The sequence below is a fragment of the uncultured Rummeliibacillus sp. genome (assembly GCF_934216135.1).
In the GTDB taxonomy this organism is placed as follows: domain Bacteria; phylum Bacillota; class Bacilli; order Bacillales_A; family Planococcaceae; genus Rummeliibacillus.
Map to the genome: position 1 here is coordinate 161,295 of NZ_CAKQBI010000003.1, position 18,472 is coordinate 179,766.

The window sequence follows — 18,472 nt, forward strand, 5'->3', positions numbered from 1 at the left end:
TCTAAAAATAATAGAATTTATTGATATTAAACAGAAAATATCAATCATTAAATAGATTCGACTTTCTAATACTTCATAAATCGTTTTTAAAACTAATAATTATTAAAAAAATGGTAAATTCTCCATTTAATTTAGGATTTTTAAAAGTAGTACGTAAATCTTTATCGGCTCTTCAATATAAAATTCATGCCAAATGTATAAAAACTTAAAATTCAAAAAATACACTTCCTTAATATAACTGATTCATATATTAATCTTTTTAAGGTAGTTATCCAGAAATCGTACTTAAAATCCCTTATTTTAACGATTCTAAAAATAGTAGAATTTTTATGTTTAATTCAGAATTAATATTACATATAGAAGGTATTTTAGAAGACATTAATTTTTAAACTCTCTATTTCAATAATTAAACTTTTAAAAGCAGATAATTTTTTACGCAAAAAACTAATATTAATGATTTTAAGAGAAAATGCAATACATATTACAGAAAATACTAATTTTTATCGAAAAATTTGTTGCTATTTTTGTCAAATTTGAATATTATTATCTCAAGGATTTGAAAGTGCTTTCAAATTCTTAATAGACAAAGGGGGAATTTTTATGGGGCAAAACCTAACAAGTGTTTTAGGAGAAGATCAAGTAATTGATCTTAATCGAAACTCGAAACAAGGTCCAGGGAAGAAAGTAGATTTCACACCGGAAGAGTATATTAATATTTCAGAGAGTTCAGAATTTAAAAGTTTAGTAAAAAAGAAAAATAAATTTATAGTACCTATTTCAATTATTTTTTTAGGGCTTTATATTCTATTACCTATTTTGACTTCTTTTACAACCGCTTTAGATGGTAAAGCTTTTGGGGATATTACATGGGTTTGGATTTATTCAATCGGTCTTTTCATTATGACATGGGTTTTATGTATGACTTATGTTAGTAAAGCAGCTTCGTTTGATGGAGATGCACAAAAAATAATCGAGAAGGCTAAGGATGGTGGATATTAATGAGTGGAATTGGCATATTTTTCTTTGTAGCAATAGTAGGCCTAACATTAGTTGTAACATACATTGCCTCTAAACGAACAAACTCTGCAAGTGAGTTTTATACAGCAGGCGGCGGACTTACTGGATGGCAAAACGGTATTGCAATTGCTGGTGATTATCTATCTGCAGCATCTTTCTTAGGTATTGCGGGTGCAATTGCATTATTTGGGTTTGACGGTTTCTTCTATAGTATTGGTTATTTAGTAGCTTATTTAGTAGTTTTATATATTGTGGCTGAACCTTTACGAAATCTTGGACGCTATACATTAGCAGATATGATTACTGCACGTTTTGATCAAAAGAAGGTTCGTGGTACTGCTGCAGTTAGTACAATTGTAATCGTTTTATTTTATATGATTGCTCAGTTAGTTGGGGCAGGTGCACTTATTCAATTATTATTAGGTATTCCATATTGGGTAGCTGTTTTACTAGTTGGTATCATGATGACTATTTATGTTCTTTGGGGCGGTATGGCAGCTACTAGTTGGGTGCAAATTATCAAAGCCGTATTGTTAATGATTGGTACTGTCATTATTTCATTCCTAGTGCTTATGAAATTTAATTTTAACATTTTAGAAATGTTCACTTCTGTAAAAACGGCAACTTCACATGGTGATGCGTATTTAAATGCAGGGGTAAAATATACAAACGGTTTAGACACATTATCAATGATGATTGCTTTAGTATTAGGAACTGCTGGACTTCCTCACATCTTAATGCGATTCTTTACAGTTAAAGATGCAAAAACTGCACGTAGTTCAGTAGTTACAGCAACTTGGATTGTTGGGATATTCTATATCTTAACTATTTTCTTAGGATTCGGTGCTGCTAAATTTGTTGGAGCTGAAAAAATAGTTGCTGCGAATGCTGCAGGTAATATGGCTGCTCCTCTTTTAGCTGAAGCTTTAGGTGGAGACTTACTAATGTCATTTGTTTGTGCGGTAGCATTTGCGACAATTCTTGCAGTAGTAGCAGGTCTTGTATTATCAGGTGCCTCTGCATTTGCCCATGATATTTATGGTCAAATTTTCAAGAAAGGAAACATTACTGAAAAACAACAAATGGTAGCTGCTCGTTGGGCTTCTGTTGGTGTATCAGTATTCTCTATTTTACTTGCTTTAGGTGCACAAACGTTAAACGTTGCGTTCTTAGTATCTCTTGCTTTCTGTATTGCTGCAAGTGCAAACCTACCTGTTATTATTTACACAATCTATTACAAGAAGTTCAATACTACAGGTGCAGTATCCGCAATGGTAACAGGTTTAGTTTCTGCATTAATTCTTGTTATCTTAAGCCCTAACATTTGGAGTCCAGAAGGAACTGCGATTTTAACTGGTACTGCCTTATTCCCATTAACAAATCCAGCTATTATTTCAGTACCTCTAGGATTTTTAGCAGGATGGATTGGCTCACTAGTCGGTGCAAAATCGGATGCTAAAAAATATGCAGAGGTTGAGGTTAAAGCGAATACAGGTTTGAAACCAAATCTATAATATAAAAAAGATTAGGGGTATTCTATATTCCTAATCTTTTTTATATTAGTTCTTTCCTTTCTAAGTATGATTCTGTCATAATATTAGTATAGAAAGGATATGATCAACATAAAATTCGACGTAAAAACATTTTTAAAAACAGCTATGATTGGAATAGTTGGCGTCCTCTTGTTTAAATTGCTCCATGCTCCAGTTCCCTATTTACTTGGTCCAATGCTTGCTGTACTATTGGCAAATCGTGTTTTCCACCTACAAATGTACTGGCCTAAACCAATACAAAATACAGGTTTAATAGTAATTGGATATTCACTAGGAATATCATTTAATAAAGAAATTTTAAAGGCTATGTTTCAAGACATCCCTCTTATGTTCTTGTTAACAACAATATTATGCGTATTTAGTTGTATCTTTGCTTTCTTCATATCTAAATATGGAAAAATAGACTTTCCAACGGCCTTAACTAGTAGTGTGCCAGGTGGCCTTACTCAAATTATTATTTTTGCTCAAGATATGAAAGGTATTGACCTATCAACTGTAACGTTCTTTCATGCAATTCGAGTAATCATGGTTGTGTTATTGGTTCCAATTGTTGTTCATCTTCCATTTTTACAAACGACTACTCAATCTGCTGCTGCAAACATTCAAAGTAATTTAGAAATATTAAATTGGAATCATTTCTTTATTTATATGATATTATGTACTATTGCAGCTCTTATCGGAAAGAAGATAAAATTACCAGCAGCATACATGTTAGCGCCTATTATTTTAACAATTTTATTGAATGTTACAATATTTCCTGCTTCTTCTATGCCCCCTGGGTTACTAAATATCTGTCAATTTGTTGTTGGAATACATATTGGATTACTTTTACATCCAGAATCATTAAAACATAAAGGTAGACTATTCAGTTTTGCTATATTCAGTAGTCTGATTTTAGTTTCTGCTTCTTTTATCATGAGCTTGTTAATCATGAAAAACTTAGAAGGTACATCTATTATAACTGGGTTCTTAAGTCTAGCACCTGGTGGCATGGACCAAATGGGCATTATCGGACATGAAGTTCATGCAGATATTGCTACGATTACCATTTATCAATTATTTAGAATTTTGTATATCTATATATTAATACCACCTGCACTTACACTAGTTAATAAAAAGTTTCAAAAGGTAGATGACTAGTAGAAGGTTGAATGTAGTTTGGCGTCCCAAATCACATATAGTAAAAAACAGATATAAGAAAAACCGATTTTCCCTACATTAAGGCTAAATCGGTTTTATAGTTATGTTTAGAATGTAACATTATTTTAATCCGTTTCTTCTACAATAATCCTTCTTTAAGTTTTTCATTTAACCAAACAGCTTCTGATAAAGCTCGTTTGTCTTTTAGAATATCACCAGGTCTATTGGCTTCTCCTATAATATAAGATGAAAAAGGCATATTCAAAAATTCGAATATGTACTGAAACTGCTGTATAAGTGGCATTCCTTTAATCCTTGGTTCATCACCACCAACAGCTACAACGATTGTTCGGATTGTTTTTAAATGCTCTTTCAAATTTGGATATCTTTCATCTCGAATTGCTTGACTAAGTCGGTCTATCATATTTTTCATTATACCTGACTTGCTATACCAGTAAATTGGTGTTGCAAAGATTACTACATCACTTTTCTCTAATGCTTTAATCAATTGGTCATAATCATCATCAACTGCTTGAAAGCCATTTTTAGTATGCCTTAAATCCTCTATTGGTAGAATATTCAAATCCTTTATATACACTTTTTCATGTTCGATATCTTGGACAACAATGTCCGCCAATTGTATCAAATTGATAAAAACTTCATTAACTAAGTTTCTTCGAAAGATAATACTGTTTATGATCTTTAGTAGGATGTTCTTCGATTACACCAATTATTTCATAACCATACTTTTGATAAAAATTTGGTGCCTGAAAGCTAAATGTATCCAGTTGAATAAGATTGCACTTATTCTTTTGTGCAATATCCTCTATATGTTCTAACAACTGTCTTCCGTATCCTTTACCTCTAAGAGATTCATCTACCCACAAAAAATCTATATGTAAGTGATACCAAAAAATTGTTCCCGTAATACCACCTAAAATTTCATCCTCTTCATCTCTAAGGATAAAACTAATGTTCTTGACTGGGTGTTTGACGTCTTCAGGTAGTTTAGAAAATTTGTGTTCTATTACTTTTTTGCGAATATAATCACTGTCTTCTCGATCCCATTGTTGATATATTTTCATAATTTTACCTCTATTCAGTCTATATTTTGGAGATATATTTTACCATTATAATCATTTTTTATCTACATAAGAAAAAGAAAGATTTTTTATAAAAGTTTCTAAACATCTTTCGACCCAATTATCATTTTAATACGCTTCTGTTCCTCGCTTTTATCCATATATTCAAAAAGTCCAAGTTGATTACCCCAAGGATCTTTGAAGGTCCCCCATTTCACCGGTACTTCTGGTCTTGAGTGTATTTCAAAGTGATCAATATTCAATGTTTTTACAAGTCTATCTCTTTCAGCTTCAATATTAGGAACCCCTAATCGTAATGGTCCATTACCCTCAGTAAGCGTTCCTTCAGCGACTTGTAACCAACAGCCAGGAATGATTTCCCACTCTGCAAATCCATCGTGGGGAATAAAATCTGGTTTCTTATTAAACAGTGTTTCATACCATTCCTGCCCTTCTTTAAAATTAGAAACCCGAAACTGTGTAGTCATTTCAAAAATCATTGATACCCCTCCTAAATTTTATTATTAAAACAACTTCCCAATTTAGTAACTCCTGTTACTATTTCTTCATTAGTTAACCCACCAAATCCAAGCATAATATAGCTATTTGATAATTCAGACGAATTCATCCAATATTGTTGAGTAGAATATATTTTGATTCCAACTTTTCTTGCACGATTTATTAATGTTTCAGCATCTATATTTTTTAATCTTAATAATATATGTAAACCGCCTTGTTGCCCTATTATATCGACTTCATCCTTTAACTTTTCTTTAATATTTTTTATAAGTAGCTGTTGTTTCTTTTGATAGGTTGTCTTCATTTTTCGTACATGCTTTTCAAAAAATCCCTCCCTCATAAAAATAGCGATGGCCTTTTGCAAAATAGGAGAGCAATTTTGTGTTTGCTGATTAATCATTATTTTTCCTTTATTAATTATTGACTCCGGTAGTATCATATATGAACATCTAACAGCTGGAAGTAAGCTTTTTGAAAATGTTCCTAAATATATAACCCTTTGCAACTGATCTAATGATTTTAATGAAGGGATTGGTTTTCCAAGATAACGAAATTCACTATTGTAATCATCTTCTATAATATATGAATCTCGTATTTCTGCCCATTTTAATAACTCATATCGTTTTTGAATAGATAATATGCTTCCTAATGGAAACTGATGCGAAGGGGTTACATATAACGCTTTAGCTTCGTTGTTATTAAGAATACTTACACATACACCATCATTTTCTACCGGTAAAGGTATAATATCACAATTTGAAACTTGAAAGACATTTCGAGTTTCGTTATAACCAGGGTTCTCAAAAAACACAGGGTGATTCATTAACTTTAAAAGCTGAATAATAAATGCTACTGAGCTCTGTGTACCATTGTTGATCAAAATCTGATTTACTGTACAAGAGATTCCTCTTGAACGAGCAACGTATTTTTTAATTTCTTCTCTTAAGTGTAAATCTCCTTCAGGCTCTCCATATTGTAAACAATTCAAATCTTCTTCCATCGCTTCCTTTATACATTTGCTCCAATTAGTTAAGGGGAAATTGTTAACATCAATCGTTCCATAATGAAAATCAATGATAGGTTGTTCTTCTCGATTAATACGAAATTGTTTTTGAATTACTTCTTGTGGAATTTGAAAATCTTCTATTGGTAATACATATAAACCACTTCTAGCTTCACTTTTTATATAACCTTCTGCTAATAATTGTTGATATGCTGCATCAATTGTATGCTTACTGAGCTTTAGTTCTTGAGCCAAATATCGGATAGACGGAAGTTTCTCTCCAGCAACTAATTCACGACTCATAATTTTTTCTTTCAGTTGCTCATATATTTGTATGTATTTAGACTGTTTCCCCTTTGAATCTAAAAATAGCTCCATATTTACACCCCTTCATACTGTCCTGTTTAAATTATTAGAATCTGTCTATTTTGACATGGTCAAATAAATGTTTAAATAAACTATATCATAATAAAGGGAGGATATAAGATGAGGATGCAAGATAGAATTTGTAATAACAAACAAAAAACAGAAGAATTATTATCTTCAGCAGAAACCGGATTTTTAGGATTAGCGAATAACAATGTACCATATATAGTTCCTTTAAATTATGTATGGTTTAACGGAAGTATCTATTTTCATGGAGCATCTGAAGGGAAAAAAGTAGATTTTATAAAAAATAATCCTGTTGCATCTTTTGTCATTAGTGAATTTCAAGGTACTATGGTGTCACCTATTCCTGCTAATACGGATACTGCATACTTAAGCGTTATGTTATTTGGAGATATTGAAATTGTAAATAATCTAAGTGAGGCGACCAATGCGATGCAAGCTCTCTTAGACAAATATGTAGCAGGGTATTATAACACCCCCTTATCTTCCCAGCATATAGCACGCCATCAATCTTCTCTTGGGAGTAAAACATGTATCTTTAAGCTAACGCCTACTGAAACAACAGCGAAAGAAAACATTAAAATAGAAGATCAATTATATTATCAAGGAAGAAATATTACTACAGAATCTTCTTCCAAATAAAATCATTCGATACTTCACAAAAATGGCTATAAACAAACTTAAAATCAGGAATTTGTTTATAGCCTAAGTAACTGTATTTTAACTTTTATTATTTTAATACTACTGGCGTTTCAATCATTTTGTAAACTTTGTTCATATCTATATTATCTCTGACGTGCTTTGCTAATATCTGATAGGCAGCTTCTCTACGTTCATAATCAGTTTGAACTTTTTCATTGAGTGGTTTTAGTCCTTTTCTAATACGTAATTCATTGACAATTTTCCGAGTAAATTCGCGATTATTAAAGATACCATGAAAATACGTGCCGATCACATTTCCATCCAACGTAATTGCTCCATCATACCTTCCATCCGATAGCTTCATGAATGGATGTACTGACTCATTTTCAATAACTGTTTTACCGAGATGGATTTCATAACCAGTTAAAGATATTGAACCAAAATTCCCAGCCATGATTTTCCCTGTCATTTGAACAGTTTTCTTCTCTGTATTGAAAATAGTTGTGACAGGTAATAAAGAAAGTCCTATAGCGCTTCTGCCGTCTCCTTCTACAGCATTAGGATCCTGAAGGGAGTGACCTAACATTTGGAATCCACCACAAATGCCAAAAATTTTTGTCCCTTTTACAGTTAGTTCATGGACAGCTCTTTCAAAACCTTCATTTTTTAACCATTGTAAATCTTCAATTGTGTTTTTGGATCCAGGAATAACTAATAGATCAGGCTCCCCTAGCTCTTTAATATTACGAACTAATCGAACACCTACCTCCGGTTCATCAAAAAATGGATCTATATCTGTAAAATTTGAAATACGTGGTAAACGTATCATCGCAACATCTATTGAAAACTCACCTTGTTTTGGTTTTTTAAAACGTAACGAGGATAGAGCTAAAGAATCTTCTGCTTCAATATTAATATCTATATAAGGGATAATGCCAAGGACAGGAATACCTGTTTCTTTTTCAAGCCACTCTACTCCATCATCTAAAAGCTCTCGCATTCCTCTGAACTTATTTATTATAATTCCCTTTACTCTAGCTCTTTCAGTTTCATCAAGAATTGCTAATGTACCAATAACGGAAGCGAACATACCCCCACGTTCAATATCTGCTACTAAAATAACAGCAGCGTCTGTAGCATGTGCCATTCGCATATTCGCAATATCTCGGTCTTTCAGATTAATCTCTGCTGGGCTACCAGCTCCTTCTAAAACAATAACATCAAATTCATTTTGTAATTTATGTATAGATTGTTCGACAATCGGCATTGCTTTTTGGACAAAATGATTTCGATAACTTGTAGCACTCATATCCATAAAATGTTTACCATGTACAATAACCTCTGATACCATATCTTGCTTTGGCTTCAGTAATACTGGATTCATATCTGTAGTAGCAATTACCTTTGCGGCTTCTGCTTGTACGCCTTGTGCACGGCCAATTTCACCACCATCAATTGTTACAAAAGAATTTAGCGCCATATTTTGTGATTTAAATGGGACAACTTTCATTCCGTCATCTGAAAAAATGCGGCAAAAAGCGGTACAGATCATACTTTTACCTACATCTGATGCTGTACCTTGAATCATTAATGCTTTTGCAGTCATATACTAGACCTTCTTTCATTAAAATTCTAATCCTTTTACAGCAGGTATTCCTCTTTCATAATAATGCTTTGTTGCGTCGATTGTTGAAACTAAATCAGCTAAGTTGAGTAACTTCTGTTTTGCATTCCTTCCTGTAATGATAAGATGCATCGAAGAAGGACGATTTCGAATTGCTTCAATCACCTCATTCAAAGGAAGAACATCATCGATAGGAAATTTTTCAATAGATAAAGCATTATTTAATTCGTCAAGAACTAATAAATCTATAGTAGGATCTGCAAGTGCAACCTTAGCTTTTTGCCATGCCAAACTCAAAGCTTCACGATGCTCTTCCGGCGTTTTTGTCCATGTGAATCCAATGCCCATTTGTTCCATTTCTACTCCAAGTTTACGAAGTGATAACGCTTCCCCATATGTACGGTCAGGTGATTTAATAAATTGCATATATTTTACGTGTAAACCTCTTCCAATCGCACGTAATGTCACACCTAGAGAAGCAGTAGTCTTCCCTTTGCCATCACCTGTATAAATTAAAACTAAACCTTGACGTGCCAAATTCTTCCCTCCCTTTTTCTATAACCAAGTTGTTTTTTCTTCGAACGGTATTCTAGTTGTAGGAGGTACTTCTTTTCCTTCTTCAGGATAGCCAATGAAAATTGTGCCAACTACTTTTTCATTTTCAGGTGAACCGATAAAGTTGTGCATACGTTCATCATGAACTAAACCAACACCTCTTGTTCTCCAAACAAAGCCTAAACCAAGTTCTTGAGCAGCTAACCACATCGAATGAATTGCACAACAAGTTGCAAAAATATTATCTTCTGAATCATCTGGTTTATCTGGATTTAATGCTGAAGTAACAACAATCGCAACAGGTGTTGTTGTGACAACTTTCAATGAACTTTCTACTAAATGAGGCTTTGTTGGAAACCGTTGTTGTAAGTACTCAGTAGCCAATTCTTCATAGCGTTTCATTGCTGAACCTTGAATAACATAGAAATGCCAAGGTTGACGTAATCGATCATTTGGTGCAAATGTAGCAACTTCTAATAATTTTTCAATTTTTTCTTTTTCAACTGGACGATCTTCATAATTTCGAATTGCACGACGTTCTTTTATAGCTTCAATAATAGTCATTTTATTTTCCCCTTACTTTACTATAGCTTTTCTTTCAAACCATTGGATTTTTTCACGTAATTGAACAACATCTCCGACTAAGACCATCGATGGATTGTGAAAACCTTCCTGTTCGACGAGATTATGAATATTTTCTAATGTACCTGTAATAGTTCGTTGGTGTTCAGTTGTTCCCCATTCTATAACAGCAACGGGTGTAGTACTTGGTTTGCCATTTTCTATTAACTTCTTACTAATATGTTCCAGATTCCCCACGCTCATATAAAAAGCGATTGTATCTATTCCATTAGCTAATGCATACCAATTGAGATGATCTTGCCCTTTTTCTTCACGACCATGTCCTGTAACTATTGCAAAACTGGAAGCATATTCTCTATGTGTAACAGGAATACCAGCATAAGATGGTGCTGCAATACCAGCAGTAATCCCAGGAACAAATTCATAGTCAATACCATGTTCGACTAACACTTCAGCTTCTTCCGCCCCACGACCAAAAACGCAAGGATCCCCGCCTTTTAAACGAGTTACAACTTTACCTTCAAGTGATTTTTCTACTAATAACTCATGAATTTGTTCTTGTATTAAATGATGTTTGCCAGGGGATTTCCCACAGAAAATCAATTCTGCACCTTCTTTTGCGTTTTCCAATAAAGCTGGATTAACAAGGCGATCATATGCAATGACATCAGCTTTTTTAATACACTCTAAGCCATATACAGTTATAAGTTTTGGATCACCTGGTCCTGCACCAACTAAATAGACTTTTCCGGGATTCATTGAATCGTCCCCTTTTTTAATAATTTTTTGAATAGATTTTCACGTTCTGCTAGTTGTTTTGTTGTTGTTAATACGAAAAACTGAGAATCTAGTAATTCTTCTAAGACGATACTTTTTTTCTTAGAATCTTTTACTTCATCAATAATTCGTCGTCTAGCTTGTTGTAAAAATAAAATATAATCTTCATATGATTCATCATATTGATCCTCTAAATCTTGTTTGATTTTTTTTGCTAGTTTTGGATTTGCACCAGACGTTGAAACTGCAATTGTCAGAGGACCACGTTGAACGACTGATGGGACAATAAATTGACTTAATGCTTCATTGTCAACGATATTACAAAGTTGATTTTGACTAACAGATGATGCGACTAATTCATTGATATTAGTAGAATTTGTTGCAGCTATAATTAAAAATGCATTCACTATATCTTCTGGAGAAAAGGATTTTTTTCTCCATTGAATCACATTTTCTTCTGCTAATTGTTGAAGTTTAGGTGAGAGTTCAGGACTAACTACTATTACTTGAGCTTGGGAGCTTAATAAACTTGTAATTTTTCTTGTAGCAACAGTACCGCCACCTACGACAACGACTTGTTTTCCTGAGATATTCAACATAATAGGATAGTAATTAGTAATGGGAAATCACAGCTTTCTTCTGATATTTTTTACATTGCTCTATCCATTGGATAGCTAAAATCGGGTTAGAAGCAAAGTGAAAATGTGTATATCCTGCTATTAAGTTTTCATGCATATAGCCTTCCTCTTGTTTACGAAAACGGCTTTTTGTTTCATAGGCATGGGGTACGTCTTCAGGTTTTGAATATATAGAATAATGGAATTCATGTCCTTTTGCTTCTTGTCCTTCTTCAATTAAGAAATTCCCTTTCGTACCAAAGATTTCACGATAGCCTAATGCAGCTCTCTTTTTCTGCATTTGAACTGTTCCCGGAATACAACCTGCCATTTCAAAGCGTTCTCCTTCAGTAGAGTAAATTGCTTCTGTTAAGAACATAAAACCGCCACACTCTGCTAAAGTTGGCAATCCACTAGAGATTGCTTTATGGATTGAATCTTTTACAGCAGTTTGTTCGGAAAGTTCTTTTGCGAACTCTTCAGGAAATCCTCCACCTATATATAGCCCATCTGCGTCTGAAGGAACTGTTTCACCATCTAATGGAGCAAAATATTCAATTGTTGCGCCATTTGCTTTTAGTAATTCAATATTTTCTTCATAGTAAAAGTTGAAAGCTGCGTCTTTAGCTACAGCAATTTTTACATGTTGATTTTCTTTTTGTTCGAAAATACTTGGTTGAATAGTTGGAAGTTCAGAACTACTGGAGAGTTCATATATTTTATCCACATCCACAGTAGCATTTATTAATACACCTAATTGATAAAAGAATTGTTGTAATTCACCACGTTCGATAGCTGGTATTAGCCCTAATTGTCGACTTGGCATATGGATATTTTGTTCTTTTTTCAAATAACCAACTACAGGAATCCCACATTCTTGTTCTACAGCTGCTTTCACCATTTTAAAATGTCCTTCACTACCAACTTGATTGGCAATAATACCTACGATATTGACATTTGTATTTAGTAGTTGAAATCCTTTTACAATGGCAGCAACACTACGGGCCATACTAGCACAATTTACTATAAGCAACACAGGGCTTTTGGTTAAGATGCTAATTTCAGCAGTAGAACCTCTATCTTCTATTGGTGACTTTCCATCATAAAATCCCATTACCCCTTCAATAATCGAAATATCAGAATCACGGCTACTTCGTTCTAAAATATCCATGAGTGTTTTATCATTGAACATCCAACTATCTAAATTTCGGGATGTTCTACCCGTGACTGCAGTATGAAATGTAGGATCGATATAATCTGGACCACATTTAAATCCTTGCACTATGTAACCTTTTTGCTGTAAAGCAGCCATAAGACCAATTGTAAAGGTTGTTTTACCGACACCACTTCCAGTACCAGCGATTACTATTCTATGTGCTGACATCTTATTACCTCCTATCTCGTTACATTAAAGCAACTGATATCGTAGTATTACCTGATTTCTTCTTAATAAGCTCTAGCTGATTTGCCCCAGTATAAAGTCTTACAGCAGGTTCGCTTACACCATAGACCCCTGTATATTTAAATACTGTATCTGATGGGGCTTCTATTTTTTGAGCGTTTAATTCATCTGGATGATAATAAACAAATTCCCAACCGTATTTGGATACAACTTGTAAAAATCCCTCTTCATCTTTTTTAAGATCAATTGTGCAAAGTGCTTTTACACTCTTAATCGAGATTTTAAGTTCGTGTACAGTTTCTTTAATGACATTTTCAATCTCTTTAGCAGATGTTCCACGATTACATCCCATTCCGATTACAACATTTTTTGGACGATAAAGTACACCGTTATCGAGAATTTGTTCCTCGTCTTTCGCTAAAATACGGTGTGTAATCACAAGCGCTGCATTTGGTTTGGCTTTTATAGCTGCTTGAATGGTTGGATAAATCTGTAAGTTTTCTGGCATTGGACTATCTAAATGCCACCAATTTGTTTCACCTGATTCTTGCACAATTGCAACATGTTCTTCATTGACAACAGATGCACTTACTGGAGTCAATTTATCTGAAGAATCCCATTCCCAGCCAAAGCGTGAGCCAAACAAATCAACAGGAATTGTTTTTTGTACATCAGATGCAGTAGTAATGATAGGTCGAGCATTTAAGACATGGGCAACTTCATGGGTTAGTTGGTTTGCACCACCTAAATGACCAGAAAGAACACTAATAACATTTTCACCACGGTCATCAATAACGACAACTGCAGGATCTGTTTTTTTATCCTTTAAAATAGGTGCTATCATTCTAACAACAGCACCAAGTGATATGATTAAAATAATCCCTTTATACTGTTTAAATAGTGTTGGAAGAAGCATTCGAACACTTCCTGAAAATAATTGAATATGCTTTACTTCTTCATCGCCTTGTTCAAATTTACTCATATAATACACATCAGAATGGATAAAATTATGATGCAGATTTCTTGCTAATTGTACGCCATGTTTCGTAATGGCTACAATCGCATATTGATTTTGCTGATCAACTTCTGGTTGAATACCTTCTTGTAACTCAATCATTGTTGGTTCACGCCTTTTCTAAATCCATGTGTAAATGTAGCATCATATAATTTTGAACGATATTCATCTTTGTCATAAATGTTTGGATTTAGTGCCCAGCCTGCGAGAATCATAGCATGTTTTCGAATACCATTTTTGCGCATATCTTCGTCTAGATTGACCAAAGTGGTCCGAACAATTTTTTGATCTGGCCATGAAGCTCTTTGCACTACTGCAACTGGTGTATCATCTGACCATCCTGCTGTTTGAAGTTCTTTTACAATTTTTTTGGTTAAAGTAGCACTTAAGAATAGAGCAATTGTACAATGATGACTAGCTAAATCACGCAACTTTTCGAATTCAGGTACTGGGGTACGACCTTCAGCTCGAGTTAAGATTAAAGTCTGAGTTAAATCTGGAATTGTAAGTTCTGCACCAACAGCAGCTGCTGATGCAAATACTGAGCTAACACCAGGTACAATTTCAGCCTCAATATCGGCTTTTTTAAGTAATGCCATTTGCTCCATAATCGCGCCATACATAGCCGGGTCTCCAGTATGGATACGTGCAACAGTTTTACCGTCATTGACACGATCAATAATGATATCTACCATTTCTTCTAAATGCATACCAGCTGTTCTTAACACCTCAGCTTCAGGTCTTGCTTTAGCGATCAATTCTTCATTTACTAAAGAGTCTGTATACATGACAACGTCAGCACTTTGTAAAATTTTTAACCCTTTCACTGTGATTAAATCTGGATCTCCAGGTCCGGCTCCAACTATATAAATTTTCTTCATTATTTACGCACCACCATTAAAGTTAAATATTCTAAATCTGCTCCTTCTAATTCATCCATTGACCATATGACTTCTTCTTCAGAAGTAACTTTGGTTACAACCGAAGCTTTGTCAAGTAAATTTAAATCTCTTAATACTTCAATCATAAGATCCATTACTTTTGCTACTTTGATAAATACTACTGCATCATGATCTTCAATCGCTTTACGCATTACTTCATATTCATCCGTAGCAGGAATGATTGCTACATGATCATCTCCATCTGCTAATGCTATACCAAGACGGGAAGCAGAACCATTAAAACTAGAAATACCAGGTACTGTTTTGACATCGACTTCAGGATGAAGTTCTTGCATTAATTTCATCATGTGGATGAATGTGCTATAAAGAAGAGGATCACCTTCTGTAACAAAAGCGACATCTTTGCCTTCTTGTAATTTTTCATAGACTAGTTCTGTTGTATTGCGCCATTCACCATCCAAAATATCCTGGTTTTTAGTCATAGGAAAAACCAAACCAAGCATTTCTTTTTCACCTGGTCTAATATATACATCCACAATTCGTTGAGCGTAGCTTTTACTACCTTTTCTTTTTCGAGGATACGCTATTACTGGTGTTTCTTGAATCACACGGAATGCCTTTACTGTAATAAGTTCTGGATCTCCAGGTCCTACGCCAAGACCATATAATGTGCCAATTTTAGTCATTGTTTTCTTCCTTTCTAGTAGCAGTAATAATATAAATAGGGTTAAGTGGTGTGAATCGGTTCATTCCCAAAATTGGTTTATTATGTGCTAATTGCGCATGTAAAATATTCGTTTTGAAATTTAATTCTTTGAAGTATTCAAGTGCTTTATATAAGTTTTCAATGGTTGCTGCATTTAGAACGATTCGTCCATTATCATTCAATCGTTCACAACAAACTTTTAGAAGTTCCTTCATATTGCCACCTGTTCCTCCTATAAAGATTGCATCGGGATTTGGAAAAGAATCTAATCCTTCTGGCGCTTTGCCATGAATTGCTGTTAAATCTGTACGGAATTTATGTTGGTTTTCCATACAATTAGCTAAGTCACCCTCATTTTTTTCTATTGCAAACACTTGACCTTCTCGTGCAATTTTTGCTGCTTCGATCGCCATTGAACCTGTACATGTGCCAATGTCCCAAACGATACTTTCTTTTTGAAGTTGCAAAGCGTGCAAACTAAGCACACGAATTTCTTTTTTCGTAATAAGTCCTTTATCAGGACGTCTTTGAGAAAATTCATCGTCCTCTATTCCTAGTGACCATTTTGGAGATGGAGCGACTCTTTTTAAAATCACTACATTTAATGCTGAAAAAGTGCCGTCTTTCATTTCTTCTAAAGAATACCAACCTGTTTTTTCATTTTCTCCTTGCAAATTTTCAGCTATAAACGCTTGATACTCAGTCATACCAAATTCTATTAAATATTGCGCTATAGTACTTGGATTATTCTCTGAGTCTGTCAATAAAGCAATTTTGTCGTAGCCATCAATTTTTTGAATTAATCCTTTCATAGAACGACCATGGACACTTGTAATATAGGCATCTTGCCAGCTTTCGCCTATTTTTGAGAAAGCTAACTGAACAGAACTTACATAAGGATAAACTTCTATATTCAACTTTTTAGATAAATAGCCTCCTAGGCCGTAAAATAATGGATCTCCTGAAGCTAGAATGACAATTTTCCTTTTCTCATTTTGAATGGTTTCAACAATCTTTTTTAATCCATTTTTTAAGATAATCTTTTCACCTTTATAATAAGGAAAGAACTCTAACAATCTTTCACCGCCAATGAGCACTTCACTATTCTCAATCCATTGTATATATTGTGGTAATAAACTTGCTAATCCATTGTCTCCTATTCCTATTAACTTAATCGACTGTGTCAATTCCATCAGCCCTCCCTAATAATTCACCCTTCATCGAATAAATGGAGGTATCCATTATGAGACCGCCTTTGACATGTTTCAAAGAAGACATACAACAAGCTTCACATAAATGATTAAAAAATTTCTGATTACCTGTTTCCAACATAATTTCTCCAACATGCGATGCAGTATTGGCTTCTGTAACTTGTTTCACGATTTCTTCGGGTGCATCGACGTCTCTTGCTAACTGTGCTAAAAACTCAAAGTTAACCGGTTTACTTTTTGAATGTACCATCATAACCCCTTGAGCTACCTTTGAAAATTTCCCCATCATACCAACGAGGGAAATTCGCTTTATACCAAGACGCTTACAGTGTTTAATAGCGAAACCAACAAAATCCCCCATTTCTATAAACGCTTCTTTAGGTAAACCTTTATATTGTTGCATAGCATATCTTTCACTTCGTCCACCGGTTGTCATAACGACATGATCATTCCCGGTTGCATGAGCTACGCTGATAGCTTCAACAACACTTGCCCTATATGCTGAACTCGAAAAGGGTACAACGGTTCCACGAGTACCTAAAATTGAAATTCCACCAATAATTCCAAGACGTCCATTTAGTGTGTTTTTCGCAATTTTTTCTCCATCTGGTACAGAAATAATCACTTTAACGCCACGTTTAATATTAAAATCAGACAATGTTTCTTCCACTGTCGAATAGAGCATTTTACGTGGAACAGGATTTATTGCTGCCTCTCCTACAGCAACTGGAAGACCTGGTTTCGTTACGCGACCAACTCCAACTCCACCGTCTAAATAAATGCCGGATTCTTCTTGCCAACTAACAGTTGAGACGATTAATGCACCATGTGTTGCATCTGGATCATCGCCTCCATCTTTAATCGTTTCACAACTAACTGATTCTCCAGAGATTGTACTTTTTTCTATTGTAAAAGTTACATCACGTCCAATCGGCAAATGTATCGTAGCTGTTTCTTGTGCTTCACCAGTGATTAGTGCCGTTAATGCAGCTTTTGTACATGCTGTCGCACAAGCGCCTGTTGTATAGCCATGACGCATTTGTGATGGATCTTTTTTATTTTTCTTTTCCATAATACTAATAATTACGCTTGATCAGCTAAAAGTGAAATAGCATTCAAAGCAGCAACGGTAACTGTACTACCACCTTTTCGCCCCATATTAGTGATAAATGGAACTTCTGTTACTTTTGCTAATTCTTCTTTTGATTCGGCAGCTGAAACGAAGCCAACAGGCATACCTATGATCAAATCAGGTTTCGCTTCGCCTTCTTTAATAAGTCGAATAAGTTCTAATAATGCTGTTGGCGCGTTGCCAATTGCATAAATGCCACCATCATGCAATTTTGCGGCTTTTCGCATTGACATGATTGCACGCGTAACTCCTGCCTCTTTTGCAGCTTTTGAAACATCTGAATCTGAAATATAGCAGTGTACATCGCCACCATATTTTTGGAATCGCTTATGTCCAGTACCTACTTCTACCATTTGGACATCAGCAATAACGGGTTTTCCAGCACGAATGGCTTTAATACCTGCTTCAATCGCTTCGGGTTGAATAATAACACTTCTACCTAAATCAAAATCTGCAGATGCATGTATAACTCGACGAATTACTTTCCATTCATCTTCTGTAAAATCATGTGGTCCATATTCTTCCGCAATTGTTGCAAAACTGTGGTCATAAATTTTATCTGGATCTATTGTAACGGGTTTAAATTCTGAATTAGTCATTATT

General features: G+C 34.5%; 20 protein-coding genes. 4 read left to right on the forward strand and 16 right to left on the reverse strand.

Features of this window, described 5'->3' with window-relative positions:
* The first annotated feature begins 600 nt into the window (after positions 1 to 600).
* The 3 genes from Q0977_RS03580 to Q0977_RS03590 all read left to right on the forward strand — a co-directional run bounded on the left by Q0977_RS03580 (position 601) and on the right by Q0977_RS03590 (position 3,710).
* Complete coding sequence (locus tag Q0977_RS03580) at positions 601 to 999, forward strand: DUF485 domain-containing protein (RefSeq protein WP_299510665.1); 399 nt, start codon at positions 601 to 603, stop codon at positions 997 to 999.
* The gene (locus tag Q0977_RS03585; RefSeq protein WP_299510667.1) at positions 999 to 2,531 is read left to right on the forward strand and encodes a cation acetate symporter; all 1,533 of its coding nucleotides are present in this window, start codon (positions 999 to 1,001) and stop codon (positions 2,529 to 2,531) included. Before Q0977_RS03580 ends, Q0977_RS03585 begins: the two co-directional genes overlap by 1 nt.
* A 99-nt stretch (positions 2,532 to 2,630) precedes the next feature.
* The gene (locus Q0977_RS03590; protein WP_119416771.1) at positions 2,631 to 3,710 is read left to right on the forward strand and encodes an AbrB family transcriptional regulator; all 1,080 of its coding nucleotides are present in this window, start codon (positions 2,631 to 2,633) and stop codon (positions 3,708 to 3,710) included.
* A 139-nt stretch (positions 3,711 to 3,849) separates the two neighbouring features.
* Here Q0977_RS03590 and Q0977_RS03595 read toward each other — a convergent pair whose 3' ends face one another.
* The 4 genes from Q0977_RS03595 to Q0977_RS03610 all read right to left on the reverse strand — a co-directional run bounded on the left by Q0977_RS03595 (position 3,850) and on the right by Q0977_RS03610 (position 6,692).
* Positions 3,850 to 4,356, reverse strand: coding sequence for a flavodoxin family protein (locus Q0977_RS03595; RefSeq protein WP_299510671.1), 507 nt, complete (start codon positions 4,354 to 4,356; stop codon positions 3,850 to 3,852).
* A 16-nt stretch (positions 4,357 to 4,372) separates the two neighbouring features.
* Positions 4,373 to 4,795 carry an N-acetyltransferase gene (locus Q0977_RS03600; RefSeq protein WP_299510673.1) on the reverse strand — a complete coding sequence of 141 codons (423 nt, stop codon included), beginning with the start codon at positions 4,793 to 4,795 and terminating at the stop codon, positions 4,373 to 4,375.
* Positions 4,796 to 4,893: 98 nt separating this feature from the next.
* Complete coding sequence (locus Q0977_RS03605) at positions 4,894 to 5,292, reverse strand: VOC family protein (protein ID WP_299510675.1); 399 nt, start codon at positions 5,290 to 5,292, stop codon at positions 4,894 to 4,896.
* An 11-nt stretch (positions 5,293 to 5,303) separates the two neighbouring features.
* Positions 5,304 to 6,692: a PLP-dependent aminotransferase family protein gene (locus tag Q0977_RS03610; protein WP_299510677.1), complete on the reverse strand. Its 1,389-nt coding sequence runs from the start codon at positions 6,690 to 6,692 to the stop codon at positions 5,304 to 5,306.
* 108 nt (positions 6,693 to 6,800) lie between these two features.
* Between Q0977_RS03610 and Q0977_RS03615 the strand changes: the two genes are divergently transcribed.
* Positions 6,801 to 7,346: a pyridoxamine 5'-phosphate oxidase family protein gene (locus Q0977_RS03615; RefSeq protein WP_299510679.1), complete on the forward strand. Its 546-nt coding sequence runs from the start codon at positions 6,801 to 6,803 to the stop codon at positions 7,344 to 7,346.
* Positions 7,347 to 7,434: 88 nt separating this feature from the next.
* On the opposite strand, the gene Q0977_RS03620 is transcribed toward Q0977_RS03615, so the two are convergent.
* From Q0977_RS03620 to Q0977_RS03675, 12 genes are read right to left on the reverse strand one after another with little or no spacing between them, the layout of a single operon-like run.
* The gene (locus Q0977_RS03620; RefSeq protein WP_299510681.1) at positions 7,435 to 8,952 is read right to left on the reverse strand and encodes a cobyric acid synthase; all 1,518 of its coding nucleotides are present in this window, start codon (positions 8,950 to 8,952) and stop codon (positions 7,435 to 7,437) included.
* An 18-nt stretch (positions 8,953 to 8,970) separates the two neighbouring features.
* On the reverse strand, positions 8,971 to 9,507 hold the full coding sequence (locus Q0977_RS03625; RefSeq protein ID WP_299510683.1) for a cob(I)yrinic acid a,c-diamide adenosyltransferase: 537 nt from the start codon (positions 9,505 to 9,507) through the stop codon (positions 8,971 to 8,973).
* An 18-nt stretch (positions 9,508 to 9,525) separates the two neighbouring features.
* Positions 9,526 to 10,089, reverse strand: coding sequence for a nitroreductase (locus tag Q0977_RS03630; RefSeq protein ID WP_299510685.1), 564 nt, complete (start codon positions 10,087 to 10,089; stop codon positions 9,526 to 9,528).
* A gap of 12 nt (positions 10,090 to 10,101) precedes the next feature.
* Positions 10,102 to 10,866 carry a uroporphyrinogen-III C-methyltransferase gene (cobA, locus tag Q0977_RS03635; RefSeq protein ID WP_299510687.1) on the reverse strand — a complete coding sequence of 255 codons (765 nt, stop codon included), beginning with the start codon at positions 10,864 to 10,866 and terminating at the stop codon, positions 10,102 to 10,104.
* The gene (locus Q0977_RS03640; RefSeq protein WP_299510689.1) at positions 10,863 to 11,483 is read right to left on the reverse strand and encodes a bifunctional precorrin-2 dehydrogenase/sirohydrochlorin ferrochelatase; all 621 of its coding nucleotides are present in this window, start codon (positions 11,481 to 11,483) and stop codon (positions 10,863 to 10,865) included. Before Q0977_RS03640 ends, cobA begins: the two co-directional genes overlap by 4 nt.
* 13 nt (positions 11,484 to 11,496) lie before the next feature.
* Positions 11,497 to 12,885 (reverse strand): cobyrinate a,c-diamide synthase, encoded by a 1,389-nt coding sequence (locus tag Q0977_RS03645; protein WP_299510691.1) that lies wholly within the window; start codon positions 12,883 to 12,885, stop codon positions 11,497 to 11,499.
* A gap of 19 nt (positions 12,886 to 12,904) precedes the next feature.
* Positions 12,905 to 14,020, reverse strand: coding sequence for a cobalt-precorrin 5A hydrolase (locus tag Q0977_RS03650; protein WP_299510693.1), 1,116 nt, complete (start codon positions 14,018 to 14,020; stop codon positions 12,905 to 12,907).
* Positions 14,017 to 14,799, reverse strand: a complete 783-nt coding sequence (gene cobM / locus Q0977_RS03655; RefSeq protein ID WP_299510695.1) for a precorrin-4 C(11)-methyltransferase — start codon at positions 14,797 to 14,799, stop codon at positions 14,017 to 14,019. Before cobM ends, Q0977_RS03650 begins: the two co-directional genes overlap by 4 nt.
* Positions 14,799 to 15,506 carry a precorrin-2 C(20)-methyltransferase gene (gene cobI / locus Q0977_RS03660; RefSeq protein ID WP_299510696.1) on the reverse strand — a complete coding sequence of 236 codons (708 nt, stop codon included), beginning with the start codon at positions 15,504 to 15,506 and terminating at the stop codon, positions 14,799 to 14,801. Before cobI ends, cobM begins: the two co-directional genes overlap by 1 nt.
* Positions 15,499 to 16,719, reverse strand: coding sequence for a precorrin-6y C5,15-methyltransferase (decarboxylating) subunit CbiE (gene cbiE, locus Q0977_RS03665; RefSeq protein WP_299510698.1), 1,221 nt, complete (start codon positions 16,717 to 16,719; stop codon positions 15,499 to 15,501). The genes cobI and cbiE overlap by 8 nt, the downstream gene beginning before the upstream one ends.
* Positions 16,697 to 17,809, reverse strand: a complete 1,113-nt coding sequence (locus Q0977_RS03670) for a cobalt-precorrin-5B (C(1))-methyltransferase (protein ID WP_299510700.1) — start codon at positions 17,807 to 17,809, stop codon at positions 16,697 to 16,699. Before Q0977_RS03670 ends, cbiE begins: the two co-directional genes overlap by 23 nt.
* An 11-nt stretch (positions 17,810 to 17,820) precedes the next feature.
* On the reverse strand, positions 17,821 to 18,471 hold the full coding sequence (locus Q0977_RS03675) for a precorrin-8X methylmutase (RefSeq protein WP_299510743.1): 651 nt from the start codon (positions 18,469 to 18,471) through the stop codon (positions 17,821 to 17,823).
* Between the last annotated feature and the right edge of the window lies 1 nt (position 18,472).

What these genes read in the sequence shown, in the direction of transcription:
- cobM (WP_299510695.1), bottom strand. Translation starts at nt 14,799, where the DNA reads ATGAAGAAAATTTATATAGTTGGAGCCGGACCTGGAGATCCAGATTTA.
- cbiE (WP_299510698.1), bottom strand. Translation starts at nt 16,719, where the DNA reads ATGGAATTGACACAGTCGATTAAGTTAATAGGAATAGGAGACAATGGA.
- cobI (WP_299510696.1), bottom strand. Translation starts at nt 15,506, where the DNA reads ATGACTAAAATTGGCACATTATATGGTCTTGGCGTAGGACCTGGAGAT.
- Q0977_RS03640 (WP_299510689.1), bottom strand. Translation starts at nt 11,483, where the DNA reads ATGTTGAATATCTCAGGAAAACAAGTCGTTGTCGTAGGTGGCGGTACT.
- Q0977_RS03580 (WP_299510665.1), top strand. Translation starts at nt 601, where the DNA reads ATGGGGCAAAACCTAACAAGTGTTTTAGGAGAAGATCAAGTAATTGAT.
- Q0977_RS03645 (WP_299510691.1), bottom strand. Translation starts at nt 12,885, where the DNA reads ATGTCAGCACATAGAATAGTAATCGCTGGTACTGGAAGTGGTGTCGGT.
- Q0977_RS03620 (WP_299510681.1), bottom strand. Translation starts at nt 8,952, where the DNA reads ATGACTGCAAAAGCATTAATGATTCAAGGTACAGCATCAGATGTAGGT.
- Q0977_RS03610 (WP_299510677.1), bottom strand. Translation starts at nt 6,692, where the DNA reads ATGGAGCTATTTTTAGATTCAAAGGGGAAACAGTCTAAATACATACAA.
- Q0977_RS03615 (WP_299510679.1), top strand. Translation starts at nt 6,801, where the DNA reads ATGAGGATGCAAGATAGAATTTGTAATAACAAACAAAAAACAGAAGAA.
- Q0977_RS03590 (WP_119416771.1), top strand. Translation starts at nt 2,631, where the DNA reads ATGATCAACATAAAATTCGACGTAAAAACATTTTTAAAAACAGCTATG.
- Q0977_RS03605 (WP_299510675.1), bottom strand. Translation starts at nt 5,292, where the DNA reads ATGATTTTTGAAATGACTACACAGTTTCGGGTTTCTAATTTTAAAGAA.
- Q0977_RS03585 (WP_299510667.1), top strand. Translation starts at nt 999, where the DNA reads ATGAGTGGAATTGGCATATTTTTCTTTGTAGCAATAGTAGGCCTAACA.
- Q0977_RS03600 (WP_299510673.1), bottom strand. Translation starts at nt 4,795, where the DNA reads ATGAAAATATATCAACAATGGGATCGAGAAGACAGTGATTATATTCGC.
- Q0977_RS03630 (WP_299510685.1), bottom strand. Translation starts at nt 10,089, where the DNA reads ATGACTATTATTGAAGCTATAAAAGAACGTCGTGCAATTCGAAATTAT.
- Q0977_RS03650 (WP_299510693.1), bottom strand. Translation starts at nt 14,020, where the DNA reads ATGATTGAGTTACAAGAAGGTATTCAACCAGAAGTTGATCAGCAAAAT.
- cobA (WP_299510687.1), bottom strand. Translation starts at nt 10,866, where the DNA reads ATGAATCCCGGAAAAGTCTATTTAGTTGGTGCAGGACCAGGTGATCCA.
- Q0977_RS03670 (WP_299510700.1), bottom strand. Translation starts at nt 17,809, where the DNA reads ATGGAAAAGAAAAATAAAAAAGATCCATCACAAATGCGTCATGGCTAT.